At 65.1% G+C, this 21,926-nt stretch carries 24 protein-coding genes; 11 read left to right on the forward strand and 13 right to left on the reverse strand.

Annotated elements, in window-relative coordinates; translation table 11 throughout:
- Positions 1-79: 79 nt before the first annotated feature.
- Positions 80-568 (reverse strand): REP-associated tyrosine transposase, encoded by a 489-nt coding sequence (locus BMX57_RS03505; protein WP_092362579.1) that lies wholly within the window; start codon positions 566-568, stop codon positions 80-82.
- 153 nt (positions 569-721) lie between these two features.
- On the opposite strand from BMX57_RS03505, the gene BMX57_RS03510 reads away from it, so the two are divergent.
- Positions 722-901 (forward strand): CTP synthetase, encoded by a 180-nt coding sequence (locus BMX57_RS03510; RefSeq protein ID WP_092362581.1) that lies wholly within the window; start codon positions 722-724, stop codon positions 899-901.
- A 764-nt stretch (positions 902-1,665) separates the two neighbouring features.
- Here the strand turns inward: BMX57_RS03510 and BMX57_RS03515 are convergent.
- Both BMX57_RS03515 and BMX57_RS03520 read right to left on the reverse strand, forming a co-directional pair.
- The gene (locus BMX57_RS03515) at positions 1,666-1,803 is read right to left on the reverse strand and encodes an entericidin A/B family lipoprotein (protein WP_092362582.1); all 138 of its coding nucleotides are present in this window, start codon (positions 1,801-1,803) and stop codon (positions 1,666-1,668) included.
- Positions 1,804-1,949: 146 nt separating this feature from the next.
- Complete coding sequence (locus BMX57_RS03520) at positions 1,950-2,954, reverse strand: GlxA family transcriptional regulator (protein WP_092362584.1); 1,005 nt, start codon at positions 2,952-2,954, stop codon at positions 1,950-1,952.
- A 274-nt stretch (positions 2,955-3,228) separates the two neighbouring features.
- Here BMX57_RS03520 and BMX57_RS03525 point away from each other — a divergent pair, with 274 nt between their 5' ends.
- From BMX57_RS03525 to BMX57_RS03550, 6 genes are all read left to right on the forward strand, one after another.
- Complete coding sequence (locus tag BMX57_RS03525; protein WP_092362586.1) at positions 3,229-3,861, forward strand: ATP-dependent Clp protease proteolytic subunit; 633 nt, start codon at positions 3,229-3,231, stop codon at positions 3,859-3,861.
- A 151-nt stretch (positions 3,862-4,012) separates the two neighbouring features.
- The gene (gene clpX / locus BMX57_RS03530) at positions 4,013-5,281 is read left to right on the forward strand and encodes an ATP-dependent Clp protease ATP-binding subunit ClpX (protein ID WP_092362588.1); all 1,269 of its coding nucleotides are present in this window, start codon (positions 4,013-4,015) and stop codon (positions 5,279-5,281) included.
- A gap of 567 nt (positions 5,282-5,848) precedes the next feature.
- A complete protein-coding gene (locus BMX57_RS03535) occupies positions 5,849-6,232 on the forward strand; it encodes a RidA family protein (RefSeq protein WP_092362590.1) in 384 nt (127 codons plus the stop codon).
- A gap of 64 nt (positions 6,233-6,296) precedes the next feature.
- Complete coding sequence (locus BMX57_RS03540; RefSeq protein ID WP_092362592.1) at positions 6,297-6,680, forward strand: NADH:ubiquinone oxidoreductase subunit NDUFA12; 384 nt, start codon at positions 6,297-6,299, stop codon at positions 6,678-6,680.
- Positions 6,681-6,692: 12 nt separating this feature from the next.
- Positions 6,693-7,148, forward strand: a complete 456-nt coding sequence (gene mlaD, locus BMX57_RS03545) for an outer membrane lipid asymmetry maintenance protein MlaD (RefSeq protein ID WP_092362594.1) — start codon at positions 6,693-6,695, stop codon at positions 7,146-7,148.
- The gene (locus BMX57_RS03550; RefSeq protein WP_373283075.1) at positions 7,145-7,504 is read left to right on the forward strand and encodes a DUF2155 domain-containing protein; all 360 of its coding nucleotides are present in this window, start codon (positions 7,145-7,147) and stop codon (positions 7,502-7,504) included. The genes mlaD and BMX57_RS03550 overlap by 4 nt, the downstream gene beginning before the upstream one ends.
- Here the strand turns inward: BMX57_RS03550 and aat are convergent.
- From aat to BMX57_RS03600, 10 genes are all read right to left on the reverse strand, one after another.
- On the reverse strand, positions 7,468-8,100 hold the full coding sequence (aat, locus tag BMX57_RS03555; protein WP_092362596.1) for a leucyl/phenylalanyl-tRNA--protein transferase: 633 nt from the start codon (positions 8,098-8,100) through the stop codon (positions 7,468-7,470). The two genes, BMX57_RS03550 and aat, sit on opposite strands and share 37 nt — an antisense overlap.
- Positions 8,101-8,142: 42 nt before the next feature.
- The gene (accC, locus tag BMX57_RS03560; protein WP_092362598.1) at positions 8,143-9,492 is read right to left on the reverse strand and encodes an acetyl-CoA carboxylase biotin carboxylase subunit; all 1,350 of its coding nucleotides are present in this window, start codon (positions 9,490-9,492) and stop codon (positions 8,143-8,145) included.
- 9 nt (positions 9,493-9,501) lie between these two features.
- The gene (gene accB, locus BMX57_RS03565) at positions 9,502-9,993 is read right to left on the reverse strand and encodes an acetyl-CoA carboxylase biotin carboxyl carrier protein (RefSeq protein ID WP_092362599.1); all 492 of its coding nucleotides are present in this window, start codon (positions 9,991-9,993) and stop codon (positions 9,502-9,504) included.
- 140 nt (positions 9,994-10,133) lie between these two features.
- Complete coding sequence (locus tag BMX57_RS03570; RefSeq protein WP_092363083.1) at positions 10,134-10,670, reverse strand: helix-turn-helix domain-containing protein; 537 nt, start codon at positions 10,668-10,670, stop codon at positions 10,134-10,136.
- Positions 10,671-10,761: 91 nt separating this feature from the next.
- Complete coding sequence (locus tag BMX57_RS03575; RefSeq protein ID WP_092362601.1) at positions 10,762-11,628, reverse strand: glycosyltransferase family 2 protein; 867 nt, start codon at positions 11,626-11,628, stop codon at positions 10,762-10,764.
- Between the two features lie 66 nt (positions 11,629-11,694).
- A complete protein-coding gene (locus tag BMX57_RS03580; protein WP_092362603.1) occupies positions 11,695-12,450 on the reverse strand; it encodes an ABC transporter ATP-binding protein in 756 nt (251 codons plus the stop codon).
- A gap of 12 nt (positions 12,451-12,462) precedes the next feature.
- Positions 12,463-13,218, reverse strand: coding sequence for an ABC transporter ATP-binding protein (locus BMX57_RS03585; RefSeq protein WP_092362605.1), 756 nt, complete (start codon positions 13,216-13,218; stop codon positions 12,463-12,465).
- An 11-nt stretch (positions 13,219-13,229) separates the two neighbouring features.
- Positions 13,230-14,432 carry a branched-chain amino acid ABC transporter permease gene (locus BMX57_RS03590; protein WP_092362607.1) on the reverse strand — a complete coding sequence of 401 codons (1,203 nt, stop codon included), beginning with the start codon at positions 14,430-14,432 and terminating at the stop codon, positions 13,230-13,232.
- 3 nt (positions 14,433-14,435) lie between these two features.
- Complete coding sequence (locus BMX57_RS03595; RefSeq protein ID WP_092362609.1) at positions 14,436-15,467, reverse strand: branched-chain amino acid ABC transporter permease; 1,032 nt, start codon at positions 15,465-15,467, stop codon at positions 14,436-14,438.
- Positions 15,468-15,570: 103 nt separating this feature from the next.
- Entirely contained in the window at positions 15,571-16,917 is a 1,347-nt protein-coding gene (locus tag BMX57_RS03600; protein WP_092362611.1) for a substrate-binding protein, read from the reverse strand.
- Between the two features lie 232 nt (positions 16,918-17,149).
- On the opposite strand from BMX57_RS03600, the gene BMX57_RS03605 reads away from it, so the two are divergent.
- From BMX57_RS03605 to BMX57_RS03620, 4 genes are all read left to right on the forward strand, one after another.
- Positions 17,150-18,448: a helix-turn-helix domain-containing protein gene (locus BMX57_RS03605; RefSeq protein ID WP_092362612.1), complete on the forward strand. Its 1,299-nt coding sequence runs from the start codon at positions 17,150-17,152 to the stop codon at positions 18,446-18,448.
- An 80-nt stretch (positions 18,449-18,528) separates the two neighbouring features.
- Positions 18,529-18,909 (forward strand): response regulator transcription factor, encoded by a 381-nt coding sequence (locus tag BMX57_RS03610; RefSeq protein WP_092362614.1) that lies wholly within the window; start codon positions 18,529-18,531, stop codon positions 18,907-18,909.
- Positions 18,906-19,232: a hypothetical protein gene (locus BMX57_RS03615; RefSeq protein ID WP_092362616.1), complete on the forward strand. Its 327-nt coding sequence runs from the start codon at positions 18,906-18,908 to the stop codon at positions 19,230-19,232. Before BMX57_RS03610 ends, BMX57_RS03615 begins: the two co-directional genes overlap by 4 nt.
- Complete coding sequence (locus BMX57_RS03620) at positions 19,232-21,910, forward strand: sensor histidine kinase (protein ID WP_092362618.1); 2,679 nt, start codon at positions 19,232-19,234, stop codon at positions 21,908-21,910. Before BMX57_RS03615 ends, BMX57_RS03620 begins: the two co-directional genes overlap by 1 nt.
- Positions 21,911-21,926 lie beyond the last annotated feature (16 nt).

Below are 21,926 nucleotides of genomic sequence, written 5' to 3' on the forward strand. Positions count from 1 at the left end.
GTAGGGTGCGTGCTCGCACGCACCGCTCCCCGGCATCCGCTTACGCACGCTCGTCCATTGGTGCGTGAAATCACGCACCCTACACCAGATCCAGTTCGGACCGATACCGCGTGTCCCGGTGAACCGACGAAAACGCCCAATCCTCGGGGCGTGTCACCAAACCGTGTTTCACCGGGTTCAACCAGCAATAGCGCAGGTGCGCCGCGAAATCGGCATCGTCGCGAATATGATGCTTCCAGAACCGTTTTTGCCAGATGCCGCGTTCCTGCCGGATGTCGTGGCTGAAGCGGGTCGGGGCTTTCGGCCAAGGGCGCGAGAACCGTGACTTGATCAGGCGCCAACGAGTGCCATAGGCACGATCGCCCGCAGGCAATCGCCAGATGCAATGGATGTGGTCCGGCAAGACCACCCACGCCTCAATGCCGAAGGGCCGTTCCTCGCGGGTTAAGCGGACCGCCTGCCGCAGAGTGTCGATTTCGCGAACCAGCAGGTCGCTTTGCCGGTTGGCGAGGTTGACCGTGAAGAAGATTGTTGCGCCAGTGAGCCTGGGGCGGCGGTACGTGGACATTGTGCCATTTGACCGGAATTTTCTTAATGGTGCGTGAAATCACGCACCCTACCGTGTTTGGCTCAGTTCATCCCGTCAAGCCGACCCAGATCGAATCCCCAAGCATGCCAACCTTCCAACATGTGCCCGAACCAACCCGCATATGAGGACGCCATGCTTCCGCTCACACTCATCATCCACATCTTCCTCGGCTCCACTCCGGCAGGGTCGGCGGTGATTGCCGTGCTGGCGATGAGCTATGCCACACTCACCCCGATCCTGATCTCGGCGGTAGCGGGAATCGTCGCGGCCTTGCCAATCTCGGTCCATGTGGCCAGGCGCCTCGCGGGTTGATCGCGATTCCCCGGCTAGATTCCTTTTGCACCCGCAGAAAACCGCCTAAGACGCGGCTGCGCGGACGCAAGCGGCGTTTTCCCCGCCTAAGCGTGCCGAAAAGGCCGCAAAATCCAACTTATCCACAGCAAAATCCGCCAAGATATCAACAGGTTATCCCCGTCAAAATCTCATGCTGCGCTGCTTTTTTCTTGCCGGAATCGGTCGGTCGGGCAACAGTCAGATCACCGCAACGGAGCTTCGGCAGACCGGGCGGGGCGCAGAGGCTTCGAAGGCTGGCGCAGGGCGGGACGGATCCTTGATGCGTCCCACCTGTCCAAGGTCTTCGGGATCGGGCTGATCGCGACGGTTCCTCGGAACCTGATGCGGACGACCTGATTTGAACGGGCCGATGTGCGTCGCGGCAGGGTGCAAGCCATGCAGCGGCAGCAGAGGCTCCTTCGGGGGCCCGAGCAACTGGATCGGCCTGCCTTCGGGCAATTCGGACCAGTAAGGCGTCAGGGCGCGTCCGCAAGGGCGCATGCGAAGACCGCGTCTGAGCACCTGGCGCCTTTTCCTATCCCCCGGACCTACCTTGGTGTTCGAAAGCAAACGGGGCTCGGTCGCTGTATGCGCCCGGGCCCCGCCGTCAGTCATGCAATACCGCGTCCATGCACCTGTGCGTCGTGGATACACGCTGGATCATGCGCGATCAACCAGATATTGATGCCTTGCGTGAATACGCCACCACTGGTGCGGATTTGCCGCAGATATGGTGGGTGGATTCAGAGCGCGTTCTGCACGTCCGACGCGGTGTTCGAGATCGCGTTGCCGGCCTTTTGCAGGTCGCGGCCCGCGCCTTTTGCCGTCTCGCAGGCCGCAAGCGACAGGATCATCAGGCCAAGGGTCAGCACTCGGGTCATTGCGTCCATCTCCGTCCGGGTCGCCCGGTTCTACTCCGGGCGCGCGCGGGCCCGCAAGTATCGACATGGGCCGAGCCAGGAAGGGGCGGCGCGACGCGGGGTTTGCCGGTATGCCCATCACCTTCGCCGCCTGTGCTGCGGGCTGTTCAGGACCACGCCTTGCGATAGGAATGCGGCGAGGCGCCGTATTTCTCGCGGAACTTGCGGGCCAGGTGGCTGGTGTTGGAAAACCCGGTGGCGGCGGCAATGTCCGCCACGGGCATGTTGGTCTCGTTGAGATAGGCACTGGCCCGCGAGAGGCGCAGGTTCATGTAATAGGTCATGGGCGCCTCTTCGACATAGCGCTTGAACAGCCGCTCGAGCTGCCGGCGCGAGGTGCCAAGGCGCTGGCAAAGGTCGCGGCAGTTGAGCGGCTCTTCGATACTGTCCTGCATGATGTCGATGGCGGCCAGAAGCTTGGGGTTGCGGCTGCCGATGGCGATCGATCGCGCCGAGCGTTGCGGCGCGCGGGGATCGGCGCGCATGTGGATGCACATATCCGCCACCATCGCCGCCAGCTGGCTGCCGTGGCGGGTCTCGATCAGCGCCAGCATCATGTCGATGGCCGCATTGCCGCCGCCGCAGGTGGTGATGCGCCCGTCGCTTTCATAGATGTTCTGGGTCGGCTCAAGCGACGGAAACGCCTCTGCGAAACCCGCCTGGTTCTCCCAGTGCAGCGTGAATCGCACGCCGTCGAGGATGCCGGAGCGGGCGAGGGCAAAGGCACCGGTGCAGATCCCGCCCAGCGACCGCCCGAAGCGGTGCTCGCGCCGCACCCAGTTCAGGACGGACGGAGATTGCCCGCGCTCGGGCTCGACTCCGGCGCAGACAAAGCCGAGGCCGGTTGCCGGCAGCGGGCGCATCGCCTCGTCGGGGATGATGCGCAACCCGTTCGAGCAACGGATCGGTTCGCCGTCCTCGGTCATCGTGTGCCAGGTATAGAGCTGCTTGCGGGTCAGCTGGTTGGCGATACGCAATGGCTCGATCGCGGCCGCGACGGCCAGCATGGTCGTGCCGGGCAGCAGCAGGAAGTGAAAACTCTGCGGCGGACCGTCGAAGGACAGCATGAAATCCGCAGAGCCGCCTTTCTGAACGAACGGGTCTCGGGCCATGACCGGTCGGAACGCTCCTTTGTGCGGTTGCGCGGGGCGCGCGGCATGCCGCCGCGGCCGGAAACGGGTTTTGGGTGTCCGGCTTTTATGCGGGCCCTGCGGCGCGACGTCAATTGTGCCGGCAGAGGCGTCCCGGCCATTCCGCCTGGTCGCCCGCGCGGGATCGACGAATCGCGCCGGATGCCCTTGCAGCCCCCCAGAGCGACAACTAAGACTCGGGTAACTCATCGTCGGGTATGGTCCCGATCCGCAGCAGAAAGCAGGCAGGTCCCGAATGCACGATCCCGTTGACACCTACATGAACACGCTCGTCCCGATGGTCGTCGAACAGACCAGCCGTGGCGAGCGGGCCTATGACATCTTCTCGCGCCTGCTGAAGGAGCGGATCATCTTCATCAACGGCCCGATTCACGACGGGATGAGCCATCTTGTCGTGGCCCAGCTTCTGCATCTTGAGGCCGAGAACCCGAAGAAGGAGATCTCGATCTACATCAACAGCCCCGGCGGTGTCGTGACCTCGGGCCTGTCGATCTATGATACGATGCAGTATATCAAGCCGAAATGCTCGACCCTGGTGATCGGCCAGGCGGCTTCGATGGGCTCGCTGCTGCTGGTCGGCGGCGAGGCGGGGATGCGATTCTCGCTGCCCAACAGCCGGATCATGGTGCACCAGCCCTCGGGCGGCTACCAGGGGCAGGCCAGCGACATCATGATCCACGCCGCCGAGACGCAGAAGCTCAAGGACCGGCTCTACGAGATCTATGTGAAGCACACCGGCCAGAACAAGAAGGCGGTCGAGAAGGCGCTGGACCGCGACAATTTCATGTCTCCCGAAGAGGCCAAGGAATGGGGCCATATCGACGAGATCGTGGAAAGCCGCGGCAAGGCCGGCGACGAGGAAAGCTGACGCCTGCGGGCGCGGGACAGGTGCGGGCCGGCGGCTGATTCCGGTTTGCAGTTATGGATTGTAGCGGTCAGTATGCTGGCCTAAGCTGCACGAAATGCGGTATGGCGATGCCCCGGAAGGGGCGCGGAATACGGAGCCGGAAAGGTAGATCATGGCAACGAATTCAGGCGGTGACAGCAAGAATACGCTCTATTGCAGCTTCTGCGGCAAGAGCCAGCACGAGGTGCGCAAGCTGATCGCCGGCCCGACGGTGTTCATCTGCGACGAGTGTGTCGAGCTGTGCATGGACATCATCCGCGAAGAGACCAAGGCCAGCGGGCTGAAGTCCTCGGACGGGGTGCCGACGCCCAAGGACATCTGCAAGGTGCTGGACGACTACGTGATCGGGCAGGCCACGGCCAAGCGCGTCCTGTCAGTGGCGGTGCACAACCACTACAAGCGTCTCAACCACGCGCAGAAGTCGGGCAACGACATCGAATTGGCCAAGTCGAACATCCTGCTGATCGGCCCCACGGGCTGCGGCAAGACGCTTCTGGCGCAGACGCTGGCGCGAATCCTCGACGTGCCGTTCACGATGGCCGACGCCACCACGCTGACCGAGGCGGGTTATGTAGGCGAGGATGTCGAGAATATCATCCTCAAGCTGCTGCAGGCCAGCGAATACAATGTCGAACGCGCCCAGCGCGGCATCGTCTATATCGACGAGGTCGACAAGATCACGCGCAAGTCCGAGAACCCCTCGATCACCCGCGACGTGTCGGGCGAGGGGGTGCAGCAGGCGCTGCTCAAGCTGATGGAGGGCACCGTCGCCTCGGTGCCGCCGCAGGGCGGGCGCAAGCACCCGCAGCAGGAGTTCCTGCAGGTGGACACGACAAACATCCTGTTCATCTGCGGCGGCGCGTTCGCCGGGCTGGACAAGATCATTGCGCAGCGCGGCAAGGGCAGCGCGATGGGGTTCGGCGCCGATGTGCGCAACAATGACGAGCGCAATGTGGGCGAGATCTTCCAGGAGCTGGAGCCCGAGGATCTGCTGAAATTCGGCCTGATCCCGGAGTTTGTCGGCCGCCTGCCGGTGATCGCCACGCTCGAGGATCTGGACGAGGATGCGCTGGTCACCATCCTGACCCAGCCCAAGAATGCGCTGGTCAAGCAATACGCCCGCCTGTTCGAGCTGGAAGATACCGAGTTGGACTTTACCGAAGACGCGCTGTCGGCGATCGCCAAGCGCGCCATCGAACGCAAGACCGGCGCGCGGGGCCTGCGCTCGATCATGGAGGATATCCTGCTCGATACCATGTTCGACCTGCCGGGCATGGAGAACGTGACCAAGGTTGTCGTCAACGAAGAGGCCGTGACCTCGGACGCGCAGCCGCTCATGATCTATGCGGATGCCGAAAAGGGCTCGGCCTCGGCCGGGTGAGGCGTCGGCGGGCGGATCTGACCGCCGAGTATGGTGAGTTGTCGGGTGGGTGGCTTGGGTTTGCGGCCATCCTGATGCTAGCCGGCTTCGCTGTTTGGTGGCTGGTTGTCGGCTACGCTGACAAGGTTCGCCGCGCAGAAGACCCTGTATATGCAACAGAGCTTTTCGCGAATTTGCTGCCGGTTGAAGAGATCCTCGCCACGCGGAAATGGCATCCACGGGGGGCGGGCTTAGACTGGGACTGCACCTATGCCATTGCCCGGCTCAAGGACAGCCGACCTGAGGAGCCTCCGACAAGAGGTCGCGCCGAACTCGGGTGGCGGTATCAATTTGGCGGAAACTGGCGCCCGACGCCCGCGCCGAAACTTGGCGACACAACGCGAGATGCGCTGAGCTTCTGCTCCCGGTACTGGTCAGGGCCGTTGGCGGAGGAACTGAATGCAGCTCTGAAATCACCGGGGTCATGGTTCGATCGCGGTGCGGTGGGGGCAACGCTCTTCATCTATGCCCCGGATCAGAGACTTGCCGCGCGCATACGCTTTGACGACTAGCGCAACCGAGTGAACAATGGCCTCCAAGACAATCAAACGCATATCTTCCGGCGGTGAATTCGAAAAGAAGGTGGGCTATTGCCGCGCCGTGATCGCCAACGGATTTGTCTTCGTGGCGGGCACCTGCGCCCAGGGCGACGACATCCCCGAAGATGTGGTTGGGCAATGCGAGTCGGCGCTTGCCGCCATCGGCAAGGCCCTGGCCGAAGCCGGCGCCAGCTTCGCCGATGTGGTGCGGGTGAACTATTACCTGCCTGACATGCGCGAATTCGATCTGTGCTGGCCGCTGCTGCGCGAGACCTTCGGAGACAATCCGCCGGCCGCCACGGTGATCGAATGCAACCTTATCACGCCGCAGGATCGCATCGAGATCGAGGTCACGGCGGCGCTTGCGGGGTAGCAGAGGCTGGACCTTGCCGCGCACATGGTCCATATCTGCGCGGGACGAATAGCCGGAGGCACCCATGGGAATCCTGAACAGCCTGCTGCGCGCGGTCACCTGGTGGCACGGGTCCACGCTCAACACCCAGATCTACACCGCCCGCAAGGGCGTGAAGGTCGGCGAGGACAGCCAGGGCAACATCTTTTACCGCACCGCGGACGACAGCAAGCGCTGGGTGATCTTCAACGGCGAGGCCGAGGCCAGCCGGGTCGATCCGGACTGGCATGGCTGGCTGCACCGCACCTGGGACGATCCGCCATCGGACAAGCCCCTGCCTCACAAGCCGTGGGAAAAGCCGCATCAGGAGAACCTGACCGGCACGCCTCTGGCCTATGCGCCCGCCGGTTCGATCCGCCGTCCCGAACCGGTGGAGCGCAGCGACTACGAGGCCTGGAGCCCGGAATAAGCGAGTTACAGCATGTCCAGTCACAACCCAACCGAGATCCTGGTCGGCGGCGCCGTGCTGGCTGCCGCCATCGCCTTCGGTGTCTATGCCAGCCAGGCCACCGGTCTATCGCAGCGCGCGACGGGATACGAGTTGGAGGCGTCCTTCCGGTCGCTCGAAGGCGTGTCGGTTGGCACCGACGTGCGCCTGGCCGGGGTCAAGATCGGGACCGTGACCGGCGTGGATCTCAACCCCGAAAGCTACCGCGCCGACACGACCTTTTCGGTGGCCGAGGCCATCCAGATCCCCGACGACAGCGCTGCGGTGATCTCCTCCGAAGGGCTGCTGGGCGGCAACTTCCTCGAGATCATGCCCGGCGGCTCTCCGTTCTACTACGAACCGGGCGACCGGATCGAGGACACGCAGGGCGCGGTCAGCCTGATCTCGCTTCTGGTCAAGTTCGTGGCCGGCGACGGGAGTGGCGAGTGATCCGTGCGCTTGCCGCAGCCCTGACCTTCGCCGCCGGCTCGGCGCTGGCGCAAGAGTCGGTGGTCTCGGCCCCCGGTGCTGTCCTGCGCGGGCTGGACAAGGTGAACGGTCAGACCGTCGATGTCGAGGTCGCCAAGGGCGAGACTGCCGAGGTGTTCGGCCTGGACGTGGCGCTGGGCGATTGCCGCTATCCCGTCGACAACCCGACGGGGGATGCCTATGCCTATCTCACGATCTGGGAGCGGGATGCCCGGCAGGCGGTTTTCGATGCCTGGATGATCGCCTCGTCGCCGGCGCTCAGCGCACTGGATCATGCCCGCTACGATGTCTGGGTGATCCGCTGTATGACCCCCTGAGGGGTCTGCGCCACAGCCCGTCCGAATTCCGCGTCCTGGGCCAGGGCCGCGTCCAGGCGCCTGTGATACTCGGCCCGCGAGATCTCCACCGCGCCGAGCGATTCCAGATGCGGGGTGAGGAACTGGGTGTCGAAGAGCTGGAAGCCGGTCAGGCGCAGGCGATCCACCAGATAGGCCAGCGCGATCTTGGAGGCGTCCGTGCGGCGCGAGAACATGCTTTCGCCGAAAAACGCCGCGCCCAGCACGACGCCATAGACGCCGCCGGCCAGCGCCCCGTCCATCCAGATCTCGAGGGAATGGGCATTGCCGCGTTGGTGCAGGCTCAGATACTGGCGGCGGATCTCGTCATTGATCCAGGTGTCGATGCGGTCGGCGCAGCCATCGACCACACCGGAAAAGTCGCGGTCAATGGTAACCTCGAACCCGCCGCGCCGGATCCGCCGTGCCAGCGAGCGGGACAGGTGAAACCCGTCCAGTGGGAAGACGCCCCGGCGGCGCGGGTCGACCCAGAAGATCTCGGGGTCGTCGCGGTGCTCGGCCATCGGAAAGATCCCGATGGAATAGCCGTGCAACAGCAGGTCCGGCGACAGGCTCATGCGCGCTGTGCCGGGGCCGGGCGTGGCGCCCGGCCCCGGCAGTCACTCGGCCAGGTTGGACTCAAGCCAGTGCTCCAGCCAGTGGATGTTGTACTTCCCGCTCTGCACCGCCGGATCCTGCAGGAGCCTCCGGAACAGCGGGATCGTGCTGTCGATGCCGTCCACGATCAACTCTCCCAGCGCGCGGTCGAGACGGGCCAGCGCCTCGGGCCGGTCGCGGCCATGCACGATCAGCTTGGCGATGAGTGAATCGTAGTAAGGCGGGATCGAGTAGCCGTCATAGAGCGCCGAATCCATCCGTACGCCCAGGCCGCCGGGCGCGTGGAACGCGGTGATCCGGCCGGGGCAGGGCGAGAAATTCGGCAGTTTCTCGGCATTGATCCGCACTTCGATGGCGTGCCCGTTGATGGTCAGGTCGTCCTGGCTGAACGACATCGGCAGGCCCGCGGCCACCCGGATCTGCTCGCGCACCAGATCGACGCCGAAGATCCCCTCGGTCACGGGGTGTTCGACCTGCAGGCGGGTGTTCATCTCGATGAAGTAGAACTCGCCGTTCTCATACAGGAACTCGATGGTTCCGGCGCCGATATAGTTGATCTTGGCCACCGCATCGGCGCAGATCTTGCCGATCCGTGCGCGTTCCTCGGGGCTGATGGAGGGGCCGGGGGCCTCCTCGAACACCTTCTGGTGCCGGCGCTGCAGCGAGCAGTCGCGTTCGCCCAGATGCACCGCGTTGCCCTTGCCGTCGCCGAAGACCTGGATCTCGATATGCCTCGGCGTGGTGAGGTATTTCTCGATATAGACCTCGTCATTGCCGAAATTGCTCTTGCCCTCGGCGCGGGCGGTCTGGAAGGCGGATTTCATCTCGGCCGCGGTCCTGGCGACCTTCATGCCCTTGCCGCCGCCGCCGGCGGTGGCCTTGATGATCACCGGATAGCCGATTTCCTCGCCGAGGCGTTCGGCCTCCTCCAGCGAGGCGACGCCGCCTTCGCTGCCGGGCACGCAGGGCACGCCAAGCGCCTTCATCGTGTCCTTGGCGGTGATCTTGTCGCCCATCACGCGGATATGCTCGGCGGTGGGGCCGATGAAGGTGATGTCGTGATCCTCGACGATTTGCACGAAGCCGGCATTCTCGGACAGGAAGCCATAGCCGGGATGGATCGCCTGTGCGCCGGTGATCTCGCATGCCGAGATGATCGCGGGGATCGACAGGTAGCTTTGCGGGCTGGGCGCGGGGCCGATGCAGACGGATTCATCGGCCATGCGCACATGCATCGCGTCGCTGTCGGCGGTGGAGTGCACGGCCACGGTGGCAATGCCCATCTCGCGCGCGGCGCGGATCACGCGCAGGGCGATCTCGCCCCGGTTGGCAATCAGGATTTTGTCGAACATCTGTGCGGCCTATTCGATGATGACAAGCGGCGTGCCGAACTCGACGGCGGCCCCGTCTTCGACCAGGACACGCTTGACCGTGCCCGCATGCGGCGCATGGATGTGGTTCATCGTCTTCATGGCCTCGACGATCAGCAGCGTGTCGCCTTCAGCGACCGTAGAGCCCACCGACACGAAGGGTGCTGCGCCGGGTTCGCCCTGCATATAGACCGTGCCCACCATCGGCGAGGTCACCGCGCCGGGATGGTCGGCTGGATCGGCGGCGGCCGGCTGCGCCGGGGCGGCGGGTTGTGCCGCGGCGGGTTCGGCTGCGGGCGCCTGCGGCGCGGGGGCCGCTGCGGGGGCAGGTGCGGCCTGGGTCATGCGGCTGACGCGCACGTTCAGGCTGTCGTCCTCGCCATAGTCCCGCTTGACCTGCAACTCGGTCAGGTCATTTTCCCGAAGCATCTCTGCCAGTGCCTGGATGAACGCGACGTCCGCTTCGTGCTTGCTGTTTGTCATTGGTGTCCTCGACGGTTCCCCTTGGCCCCATTCTCTGTCGGGCCTTTCAAAAATTACGCGGCGTTATAGGCCATGCGTCCAGCCATGAAAAGCGCAGTCTCGGCGGCCCGACGGCCGTCGCGGCGGAATGGCGGGCGGTTTCATAGTGGCATGCCCGACAGTTTTGCAACCAGCTCGGGCAGCTTGCGCGCGCCGAACTTCTCGAGCAACCGGGCGCGGTGCGCTTCGATCGTGCGATAAGACAGGTCGAGCTGCGCGCCGATCTCCTTGGCGGACAGACCCCGGCAGGACAGGATCGCCACGTCACGTTCGCGCGGGGTCAGTTCGACCATCGGCCGGTCCTCTGAGATGTCGGAAAAGCTCCAGATTCCGTGCCGGAACGGGTCGTCCGGTGTCAGCGACCGGCCGCGGGCGCGGCACCAGAACAGGTCGCCGTCACGCCGCCGCATGATGCGCTCGTCGCTGTAATGGCCGGTCTCGCGCATCTCCTCCAGCCAACGGGCGCCGATGCGCTCATACTCGGCCTGGCTGGGATAGAGGCGCAGTAGCGGCATGTCCCGATACTCATCCTCGTTGCCGCCGAACATCCGGGCGAATTGCAGGTTGCAGCGTCGGATGATCCGGTTTTCCAACTCGACAAGCCCGATCGGAGCATAGTGGAAGGCGGGATCGCTCATGCGGTGCATGGTGGCCCGTAATCGTGCGAATGAGAAGCGCAAAGCGCCTGAGGCGCCGCGATCACACCGAGCCGCCGCCTGCAAAGGCGGCTCAGGTCGCCGAGAACCAGTCTGGCAGGGTGGTGGCCACGTCCACCGGCGCATCACGGACCCGCACCAACCCCTTGTTCGGCAGGCGGACCGGATCGTCGCTGAACTGGCGATAGGCGCTGTCCTCGGCCTCGTCCCAGGGCATGACTGGCAGCGACCCGATCCGTTCGTAGAACTGTTGTGCGCGCAGGTCCGGGCTTTGCCAGGCGGCGCCCGGCAGACCGGCCCCGGGGCCCGAGGCGATGGCCCGGCGATGCGGGTTGGCGGCCAGCAGGGCCTCTGAACAGGCGTATTTGAGGTGAACGAGATAGACGCCGCGCGGCATCGCGAAGCGGAAGCCCTTGGTGAAGCGGGGGCGGACCTCGACCCCGTGGCGGCGCAGCCCGATGCGGCGGCGCACGGCCCAGGCCTTGCTGTAGTGACCCGAGAACTGCGCCAGATTGCGATGCGCCAGGGCGGACATGCCGGACTCCAGGGGCGGATCCTGCGGCCGTTCGGCCAAGTTGAGACCGAGCGCGAACAGGGCCAGCTCGGGCCGGGCCTCGAAAATGTCGGCAAACCCCGAATGACGGGCGGGATCGAAACAGATCAGCTCATCCGCGTCGGTGCGGATGACCCAGTCATAGGTTTCGCACAGGCCGGACTGGAACGCGTTCAGCATCCGCTCGCGCCGCGCGTCGAACTCGCTCAGGTCATCGCGCGGAATGGTCATGATATTGGCGCCGGGGCAGATACCGGCAAGGGCGGGGTCGGCACCGTGGGCCACGATGAACAGGTTCTCGGGACCAAGGTGCCGGGCGTGGTGCGCGAACCACTGGCCCAGCGCCCAGTGGTCGCGGTAGACCATCGTGATCGCGCAAATCTTCATGACGCCATTTAGGCCGCATCCGGCCCGCTCAACAAGCGGGACGGCGGGATGAGCGCGGCCCGTGGGTCAGATGGCCAGGTATTCGGCGCGCAGTTCCTCGTTTTCCAGCACCTCGCCCGCCGATCCGTCGAACACGATGGTGCCGGTGTCCAGGATCACCGCGCGGTCGGCCAGTTCCAGCGCGCGCACCGCGTTCTGCTCGACAATGATCGTGGTCATGCCCTGTTCCTTGATGTGCATCAGGGTCTTCTCGATCTCGTCGACGATCACCGGGGCCAGCCCCTCGTAGGGTTCGTCGAGCAGCAGGACCTTGATGTCGCGCGCCAGCGCCCGGGCGATGGACAGCATCTGCTGCTCGCCGCCCGACAGGGTGGTGCCCTCTTGCTTGCGGCGTTCGCCCAGACGCGGGAACAGCTCGTAGATCCGGTCCAGCGACCAGCCGATGGGCGGGGCGATCTGAGCAAGCTGCAGGTTCTCCTCGACCGTCAGGCCGGGGATGATGCGCCGGTCCTCGGGCACCAGGCCCAGCCCGGCTGCGGCCGCCTCGTAGCTGGCCATCTTGTGCAGGGGCTTGTGGTCCAGCCAGATCTCGCCATGCGTGACCTGCGGATCGCCCAGCCGCGCGATCGAGCGCAGGGTCGAGGTCTTGCCCGCCCCGTTGCGGCCCAGCAGGGCCAGGATCTCGCCCTCGTGCACGTTGAAACTGATGCCCTGCACGATGTAGCTTTCGCCGTAGTAGGAATGCATGTCCCACACCGAGAGGAAGGCCGGCGCGGTCTGCGCCATGTTGGCATTCTTGGAAAAGTCCGGTTTGACGTTCATCTCATCGGCTCCTTACGCGCTCTCGCCAAGATACGCTTCGCGCACTTTGGGGTTGCCCTTGATGTTCTCCGGCGCGTCCTCGACCAGCGGCGTGCCTTGCGCCAGCACCGTGATCCGCTCGGCCAGGCTGAACACCACGTGCATGTCGTGCTCGATGATGGCGATGGTGATGTCGCGGTCTTCCTTGATCTGCTTGAGCAGGTCGATGGTGTTGTTGGTGTCGGCCCGCGCCATGCCGGCGGTCGGCTCGTCCAGAAGCAGCAGGCGCGGCTTCTGGCTCAGGCACATGCCGATCTCCAGCCGCCGCTTGTCGCCGCGCGACATGGCGGCGGCGTGCATGTGCCGCTTGTCCGCCATGTTCATGTCCTCCAGCATCTGCTCGGCATAGTCGACGACCTCGCTTTCGCTCACCACCGATTCCACCGCGTGCATGCGGAAGGACCCGTCGCGGCTGGCGAAGATCGGGATCATCATGTTTTCCATCACCGTCAGGTCGCCGAAGATCTCGGGCGTCTGGAACACGCGGGAAATGCCCATCTGGTTGATCTCGAACGGCGAGCGGCCCAGCACGGATTGCCCGTCGAACATCACCGAGCCGGTGTCGGGGATCAGCTTGCCCACCAGGCAGTTGAGCAGCGTGGACTTGCCCGCGCCGTTCGGGCCGATGATCGCATGCACCGAGTTCTCGGCGACGCTAAGGTTCACCTCCGACAGCGCCTGCAACCCGCCGAAGCGCTTGCCGACATTCTTGACTTCAAGGATACCCATCGTCGCTCTCCTTATTCCGCCGGTTCGGTCTTGCTGCGGCGGTCGTCACGCCGGGCACGCCGGTTGCGCAGCCAGCTCGAGATCCGCTGTCCGCCCTCGACCAGGCCACCGGGCAGGAAGATCACCACCAGCATGAAGATGATGCCCAGCGTCAGGTGCCAGCCCTTGCCGATGAACGGGTAGACGATCGTGACCACGAAATCCTCCAGCCCGTCGGGCAGGAACGCGAACCAGCTGTGCAGGATGTCGGAATTGATCTTGGAGATGATGTTCTCCATGTACTTGATCGCGCCGGCGCCCAGGACCGGGCCGATCAGGGTGCCCACACCGCCCAGGATGGTCATCAGCACGACCTCGCCCGAGGCGGTCCAGAACATCCGCTCGGCTCCCGCCAGCGGGTCCATCGAAGCCATCAGCGCCCCGGCCAGGCCGGCATACATGCCCGAGATCACGAAGGCCGCAAGCGTATAGGGCTTGGGGTTGATGCCGGTGTAGTTCAGCCGCTGCTGGTTGGACTTGATCGCGCGCAGCATCATGCCGAAGGGCGAGCGGAAGATGCGGATCGCCAGGTAGAAGGCCAGCAGCAGGATGACGCCGCAGAAATAGTAGCCCAGGTTGAAGGTGAACACCCATGATCCGATGACCAGCTCGGCACTGTCGCGCATCTCGAAGCCGAACAGGCCGGGCACCGGGATGTTGCCCTCTGGCGTCTGGCTCTGCCCGAGGATCCGGGGGTCATCCAGCGCCAGTTGCAGGCCGGTCTCGCCACCGGTGATCGGCGTGAGCACCGAATAGGCCAGCGCGAACATCATCTGCGCGAAGGCCAGCGTCAGGATCGAGAAGTAGATGCCCGAGCGGCGCAGCGAGATATATCCGATCAGCAGGGCGAACAGGCCCGACATGATCACCGCCAGCACGATCGCCGGGATGACGTTCATGCTGAGCAGCTTGAACATCCAGACCGCGGCGTAGGAGCCGACGCCCAGAAACGCGGCGTGACCGAAGGACAGGTAGCCGGTGAGGCCGAACAGGATGTTGAAGCCGATGGCGAAGATCCCGAAGATCACGAAGCGCTGCATCAGGTCGGGGTAGCCCGCGTTGAACTGCGCCATGGCCGAGCCTTCGGGGAAAGGGTTGAGGATGAAGGGTGCGAACATCGTCAGCACCGCAACGATCACCAGAAGGACGGCGTCTTTCTTGTCGAGACCGAGCATGGGTCAGTCCTCCATCACGCCCTTGCGGCCCATGAGGCCCCGCGGACGTGTCAGCAGAATGATGATGGCGACCAGGTAGATGATGATCTGGTTGATGCCGGGGATGAGGTCGATCACTTCGCGCATGGAGGCAAAGCTTTCCAGGATGCCGAGCAGGAAGCCCGCCAGCACCGCGCCGGGCAGGCTGCCCATGCCGCCGACCACCACGACGACGAAGCTGAGAACCAGGAAATCCATGCCCATGTGGTAGTTGGGCGGATTGATCGGCACATACATCACCCCCGCAAGGCCCGCGACGGCGGCGGCGATGCCGAACATGATGGTGAACCGCTTGTCGATGTTGATGCCCAGCAGGCCCACGGTCTCGCGGTCGGCCATGCCGGCGCGGACCACCATTCCAAAGGTGGTGAATTGCAGGAAGGCGAAGACCGCGCCGATGATCACCGCCGCGAAGGCGAAATAGACCAGCCGCCAGTAGGGATAGATGATCGTGTTGGCGTCAAAGCCGATCAGGACGCCGAAATCGAACGATCCGGTAAAGGCCGAGGGGGCCGGGGTCGGGATCGGGTTGGCGCCGTAGAAATACTTGATGACCTCCTGCAGCACGATGGCCAGGCCGAAAGTGACCAGGATCTGGTCGGCATGCGGCCGCTTGTAGAAATGCTTGATCAGCCCGCGTTCCATGACCACGCCGACCAGGATCATCACCGGAATGGCGAACAGGATCGCGAGCGGCACCGCCCAGTCGACGATTGCCGCGCCGGTGGCTTCTCCGAACCAGTCGTAGATATAGGGCACGTCCTTGGTCAGCGGATTGCCGAGGAAGTCGGTCTCGCCCTCCACCTCGACCTTGTGGCTGAGTCCGATCAGGCGGCTCAGCGTGACGGCGCAGAATGCGCCGATCATGAACAGGGCACCGTGGGCGAAGTTCACCACCCCCAGCGTGCCGAAGATCAGCGTCAGACCCAGCGCGATCAACGCATAGGCCGAGCCCTTGTCGAGCCCGTTCAGGATTTGCAGGATGATTGCGTCCATTGTCCCACCCTTTGCGGTCGGAATGCGGAAAAGTCAGGGCCACGTGGCGGGCCGATCGGGGAGTGCGGTGGGATGGGTGCGGACACCCATCCCGATAACGGCCTCAGCCGCCGTTGTTGCAGGTGCCCAGCGCACCGCCCGCGAATTGCGGGTGATCCGGCGGATAGGTCACTTGCGCGACCGGGGTGACCTCGACGATCTCCAGAAGGTCGAATTCCGAGGTCGGGTTCTCTTTGCCCTTCACCACCAGCACGTCCTTGAAACACTGGTGATCCTCGGCGCGATAGAGCGTCTTGCCGTTACCCAGCCCGTCGAACTCGTAGCCTTCCAGGGCCTCGACCACCGCGCAGGGCTCGAAGGTGCCGGCGCGCTGCACCGCGTCCGCATAGAGCAGCGTCTGCACATAGCAGGTATGCGCCGCCTGGCTGGGCGGGAAGCCGTATTTGGTGCCGAAGGACTTGACGAAGGCCTTGGAGCCGTCGTCCTGCAGCGACCAGTGCCAGTTGGTCGAGCCGAAGATCCCCTTCACGTTCGCGCCGGCACCCTTGGCCATCAGGCGCGAGTAGAGCGGCACGATGATCTGGAAATCCTTGCCGTTGACCTGCTTGTCGCGCAGACCGAACTGGACCGCGTTGGTCAGCGAGTTGACCATGTTGCCGCCATAGTGGTTCAGGACCAGCGTGTCGGCGCCCGATTGCAGCACCGGCGCGATGTAGGAGCTGAAGTCGGTCTGCGTCAGCGGGGTCTTGACCGCGGCGACGGTCTCCCAGCCCATGGCTTCGGTCGAGGAGCGGATCGCTTCCTCGGTGGTGTAGCCCCAGTTGTAGTCGGCGGTCAGGTGATAGGCCTTGCGGTCTGTGCCGTAGTTGGCCGCCAGCACCGGCGCCAGAGCGGCACCCGACATGTAGGAGTTGAAGAAGTGGCGGAAGCCGTTGGCCCGCTTGTCCTTGCCCGTGGTGTCGTTGGAGTGGGTCAGGCCGGCCATAAAGATCACGCCTGCCTCTTGGCAGAGCGCCTGCACCGCCACGGCCACGCCCGAGGACGAGCCGCCGGTGATCATCACCGCGCCGTCCTTTTCGATCATCGACTTGGCCGAGGCGCGCGCGGCGTCCGACTTGGTCTGCGTGTCGCCGGTGACGTATTCGACCTTCTTGCCCAGGATGCCCGTTCCGTCGAGGGCCTTGGAGCTGAAGGTGCTCATCATGCCGCCATCGCCGCCGCCGTTCAGATGCTCGACCGCCAGCTCATAGGCGCGCAATTCGTCGGCTCCCTCGTCGGCGTAGGGGCCGGTCTGGGGCACGTTGAAACCCAGGGTGACGGTCGATCCCGTCGGCTCGTTGGTGAAGGCCGAGGCGGACGACGCAGTGAAGATCGTCGGCAGGGCGACGCCGGCCCCCGCCAGGGCGCCGGACTTCAAAAGGCCACGGCGTGTGACATCATTGTTGGACATGTATTCCTCCCATTTCGCGATTTGCGCGCCACAACTCCTCCATCGCGGGGCGCAGGCACAATGCGTGCAAAACGATTATGGGGGGAGGTTGTAAAATGGCGCAATAAACCCCTTGAAAGGCAGGATAATTTTGAAAATAAGGTTACAGTGCTGGCCCGAATGTTGTAAAAAACATTATGTCGCGGCGCAGAAAGCCGTTGATTAGGCGTCAAAATCGGCAAGGAGATCGCCCATGTCCCGTGACACGCTGACCGGCAGTCGGATCCGAGAGCGTCGCCTGATCGCGGGCATCCGTCAGGCGGATCTTGCACGTAATGTGGGAATCTCGGCGTCCTACCTCAACCTGATCGAACACAATCGGCGCAGAATCGGCGGCAAGCTTCTCAATGCCATCGCCGAGGCGCTGGGCGTCGAGCCGTCCATGCTCAGCGAGGGGGCCGAGGCCGCGCTGATCGCCGCGCTGCGCGAAGCGGCGGCCGATGCGGTGTCGGTATCGGCCGAGACCGACCGGGTGGACGAGTTCGCCGGCCGGTTCCCCGGCTGGGCCGAGGTGCTGGCCCAGGCGCAGCGCAGGATCGCCTCGCTGGAGCGCACGGTCGTCACCCTGTCCGACCGGTTGACACATGACCCGCACCTGGCCGCCTCGCTGCACGAGGTCCTGTCGACCGCCGCGGCCATCCGCTCGACCGCGGCGATCCTGGCCGAGCCCGGCGAGTTGGAGGCGCAATGGCGCGACCGGTTCCACCGCAACCTCAACCAGGATGCCGAGCGGCTGGCCGAAAGCTCCAAGGCGCTGGTCGGGTACCTGGACCAGACCGAGCAATCGGAGGACCCAAGGGGGGTCCCGCAGGAGGAGGTCGAGGCCTTTGTCGCCGCGCATGGGCATCATTTCCCGGCCATCGAGGCAGGGGGCGAGGTGCCCGGGGATCTGCTTGACGACCTGGGCCGCGGCGCCTCGCGCGAAATCGGACGCATGGTGCTGGAGACCTATGCCGCGGATGCGCAGGCCATGCCGATCGAGGCCGTGGCTGCCGCGCTGGACCATCACGGTCTCGAACCGGTCGCGCTGTCCCGCGATCTCGGGGTGGAACTGCCGGCGGTGTTCCGGCGCCTGGCCGGCCTGCCCGAGGACTTGTTGCCCGGCGAGGCCGGGCTGGTGATCTGCGACGCATCGGGCAGCATCCTGTTTCGCAAGCCCGTCACCGGGTTCGCAATGCCACGCCACGGCGAGTCCTGCCCGCTCTGGCCGGTCTTCACCGCGCTGACCCGTCCGATGACCCCGATCCGGCGGCGGGTGGCGCAGCTGGGCCGCAGCCGGGCCGAGTTCGACTGCCTGGCGATCGCATGGCCCCGCTCGCTGCCCGATTTCGACTGCGATCCGGTCTATCGCTCGACCATGCTGATCCTGCCGGTGCCGAGCGACAGGGTCGGCCAGGAGGATGCTCTGCAGGTTGGCAGCAGCTGCCGCGTCTGTCCCAGCCCGTCCTGCGCGGCGCGGCGCGAGCCGTCGATCCTTTCGGAAGGGTTTTGACAGTTTTGCAACGGCGCGGCTAAGCTGATCCACAGGCCGGGGCGGAAACGCGTTTTCCGGCCCAGGGGAGGAAGTAACGCATGAACCGACGGGTTCTGTTGATCGAGGACGAACCGAACATCGCCGAAGCCATCCGTTTCCTGCTCAGCCGTGACGGCTGGCAGGTGGGGCTTCATGCCGATGGAACCGACGCGATCGACCAGATCCGCGCGGAACGGCCCGATCTCGTCATCCTCGACGTGATGCTGCCCGGACGCAGCGGCATGGACATCCTGCGCGACCTGCGGGCGATGGAGGACATGCAGGATCTTCCCGTGCTGATGCTGACCGCCCGCGGCCAGCTGCGCGACCGGGACATGGCCGAACGGGCCGGGGTGAGCCGGTTCATGACCAAGCCCTTCTCGAATGCCGAGGTCCTGACGGCGGTCCGCGATCTGCACGCCCAGGCCGGGCGGGCATGAGCGATCATCCCGAGCCGGAAGACGGACCGCGTCAGTCGCCGCCGGTCTTCCTGGAACGGCAGGGCTATCGCCGGCGCAGGCTGATGGATGCGGCGCGGCTGATCCCGATCCTGGGTGGTACGCTGTTCGCGGTGCCGCTGCTCTGGCCGGCCGGACCGGGTGAGGGCGGCGATGCCCCGGTGCCGATGTCCTCCGCGATCCTCTACATCTTCGGCGTCTGGGCTGCGCTGATCCTGGTCGCGGTGCTGTTCGGGCGGGCATCGCTCCGCTGGTCCGGGCCGGACGGTTCGGGCGGCGAGGGGGCGGGCGGAGGTCGCGGCTGATGGCGTCGCTCAACACGTTGGTGCTGGTCTGCCTGGCCTATGTCGCACTGCTCTTTGCCGTGGCCTTTGCCGCCGACCGGCTGGCCGCGGCGGGGCGTAGCACCTGGTTGCGCTCGCCCCTGATCTACACCTTGTCGCTGTCGATCTACTGCACCGCCTGGACCTTCTACGGCGCGGTCGGATATGCCGCCCGGTCGGGTCTGGAATTCGTCACGATCTACCTCGGTCCGACCCTGGTGATGGTGGGCTGGTGGTGGGGCCTGCGCAAGCTGGTGCGGGTCGGGCGAAGCCAGCGGGTGACGTCGATCGCCGACCTGATCTCGTCCCGCTACGGCAAGTCCAATGCGCTTGCGATCTGCGTGACCCTGCTCGCCGTTACCGGGGTGACGCCCTATATCGCGCTGCAGCTGCAATCCATCACCCTGTCCTTCTCGATCTTCGCCGAGGCCGATCCCGGCTCGATCCACAACGAGACTACCAGCGTGTTCTGGGTGGCCGCGGGGCTTGCGGTCTTTGCGATCCTTTTCGGTACGCGCAACCTGGACGCCAACGAACGCCATCACGGCGTGGTGACCGCCGTGGCCATCGAGGCGGTTGTCAAGCTGGTGGCGCTGCTGGGCGTCGGCATCTTCGTGGTCTGGGGCGTCGCCGGCGGCATCGGCCCCATGATGGCGCGGATCGACGCCTCGGATATCGGCACCTGGGGCGTCGACCGGGGCAGGTGGGCCACGATCACCTTCCTGGCGGCAGCGGCCTTCGTCTGCCTGCCGCGCATGTTCCAGGTGATGGTGGTCGAGAACGACGACGAGCGTCACCTGCGCACCGCGGCCTGGGCCTTTCCCCTCTACCTTCTGCTGATGAGCCTCTTTGTCGTGCCCATCGCCGTGGTCGGGCTCAGCCTGATGCCCGAGGGGTCGAACCCGGACCTCTTCGTTCTGACGATCCCTCTTGCCCTGGGGCAGGAGGGGCTGGCGATGCTGTCGTTCCTGGGCGGGTTCTCCTCGGCGACCTCGATGGTGATTGTCGCGGCGATGGCCCTGTCGACAATGGTTTCGAACCATATCGTGATGCCGATCTGGCTGCGCTCTCGCGGGGGCGGGTTGAGCGTGTCCGGCGACGTCCGGTCGGTCGTCCTGATGGCGCGGCGCGTGTCGATCGCGGTCATCATGTGTTTCGGCTACGCCTATTACATCCTGTCCGGTGGCGGCGCGGCGCTGGCGTCGATCGGGCTGATCGCATTCGCCGGCATCGCGCAGATCCTGCCGGCACTGGTTGGCGGCCTGTTCTGGCGTGGGGCGACCCGGCTTGGCGCGCTGGCCGGCCTGATCGTCGGGTTCGGCCTCTGGGTCTATACCCTGCTCCTGCCGGGCATCGGGGGCGGCGTGATGTCGCCCGGCATGCTCGAATCCGGCCCGTTCGGCATCGGCTGGCTGCGGCCGCAGGCCCTGTTCGGAATCGATGGGCTGGATCCGATGGTTCATTCCGTGCTCTGGTCCATGAGCCTGAACGCGGCCGCGTTCTGCATCGTGTCGCTGCTCGATTTTCCCAGCCCGCTGGAGCGGTTGCAGGGCGCGCAGTTCGTCAACGTCTTCGACCATTCCGCCGGCCCGCGCGGCTGGACCGCCTCGGTGGCGCAGAGCGAGGATCTGATGATCATGTCGCAGCGGATCATGGGCGCGGCCGAGGCGCAGGAATTCTTTCACGCCGAGGCGCTGGCACAGGGCAGCCGCCGCGCGCTGCCGGATCCGACGCCGGCCTTCCTGGAACGGCTGGAACGCAAGCTGAGCGGATCGGTCGGCGCAGCCGCCGCGCATGCGATGATCTCGCAGATCGTCGGGCGTTCGTCGGTTTCGGTCGAAGACCTCTTTGCGGTGGCTGACGAATCCGCACAGCTGCTGGAGTATTCCAGCCAGCTGGAGGAGAAATCCGCCGAGTTGAGCCGCACCGCCGGCAAGCTGCGCGAGGCCAATGACAAGCTGACCCAGATCTCGCTGCAAAAGGACGCCTTTCTGAGCCAGGTCAGCCACGAGCTGCGCACGCCGATGACCTCGATCCGGGCGTTTTCGGAGATCCTGCGCGATACCGAGGGGATGAAGCCCGAGGATCAGCGGCGCTATGCGACGATCATCCATGACGAGGCGACACGGTTGACCCGTCTGCTGGACGATCTGCTGGACCTGAGCGTTCTGGAAAGCGGCCAGGTCACGCTGAACATGAGCGAGGGCAATCTCGAGGATCTGCTCGACCGGTCCGTTGCCGCCGCGCTGACGGGCGCGGATCGTGCGCTACGTGTGCGCCGGGACGCGGCGGCCGAGCGCATCCTCCTGCGTTCGGATCTGGACCGGCTTGGGCAGGTCTTCATCAACCTCATCGCCAATGCGCAGAAATACTGTGACGCGCGCGATCCCGTGTTGACGATCCGGGTGCACGATGCTGGCGGCCAGTTGGTTGTCGATTTCATCGACAATGGCAGCGGTGTGCCCGAGGATTTCCACAAGATGCTGTTCGAGAAGTTCGCCCGGGTCGGCGCCGAGAAGGTGCGCGGGGCGGGCCTGGGTCTGGCGATCTGCCGCGAGATCATGCAGCGGCTGGGTGGCGACGTGTCCTACCTGGCCGGGCAGGATGGTGGCGCGTTCCGCGTCAGCCTGCCGACCCGCCACGAGATGGCTGCACAATAGGCTTGCGTAAACCGGT

This window comes from Cribrihabitans marinus (assembly GCF_900109035.1).
Lineage (GTDB): Bacteria > Pseudomonadota > Alphaproteobacteria > Rhodobacterales > Rhodobacteraceae > Cribrihabitans > Cribrihabitans marinus.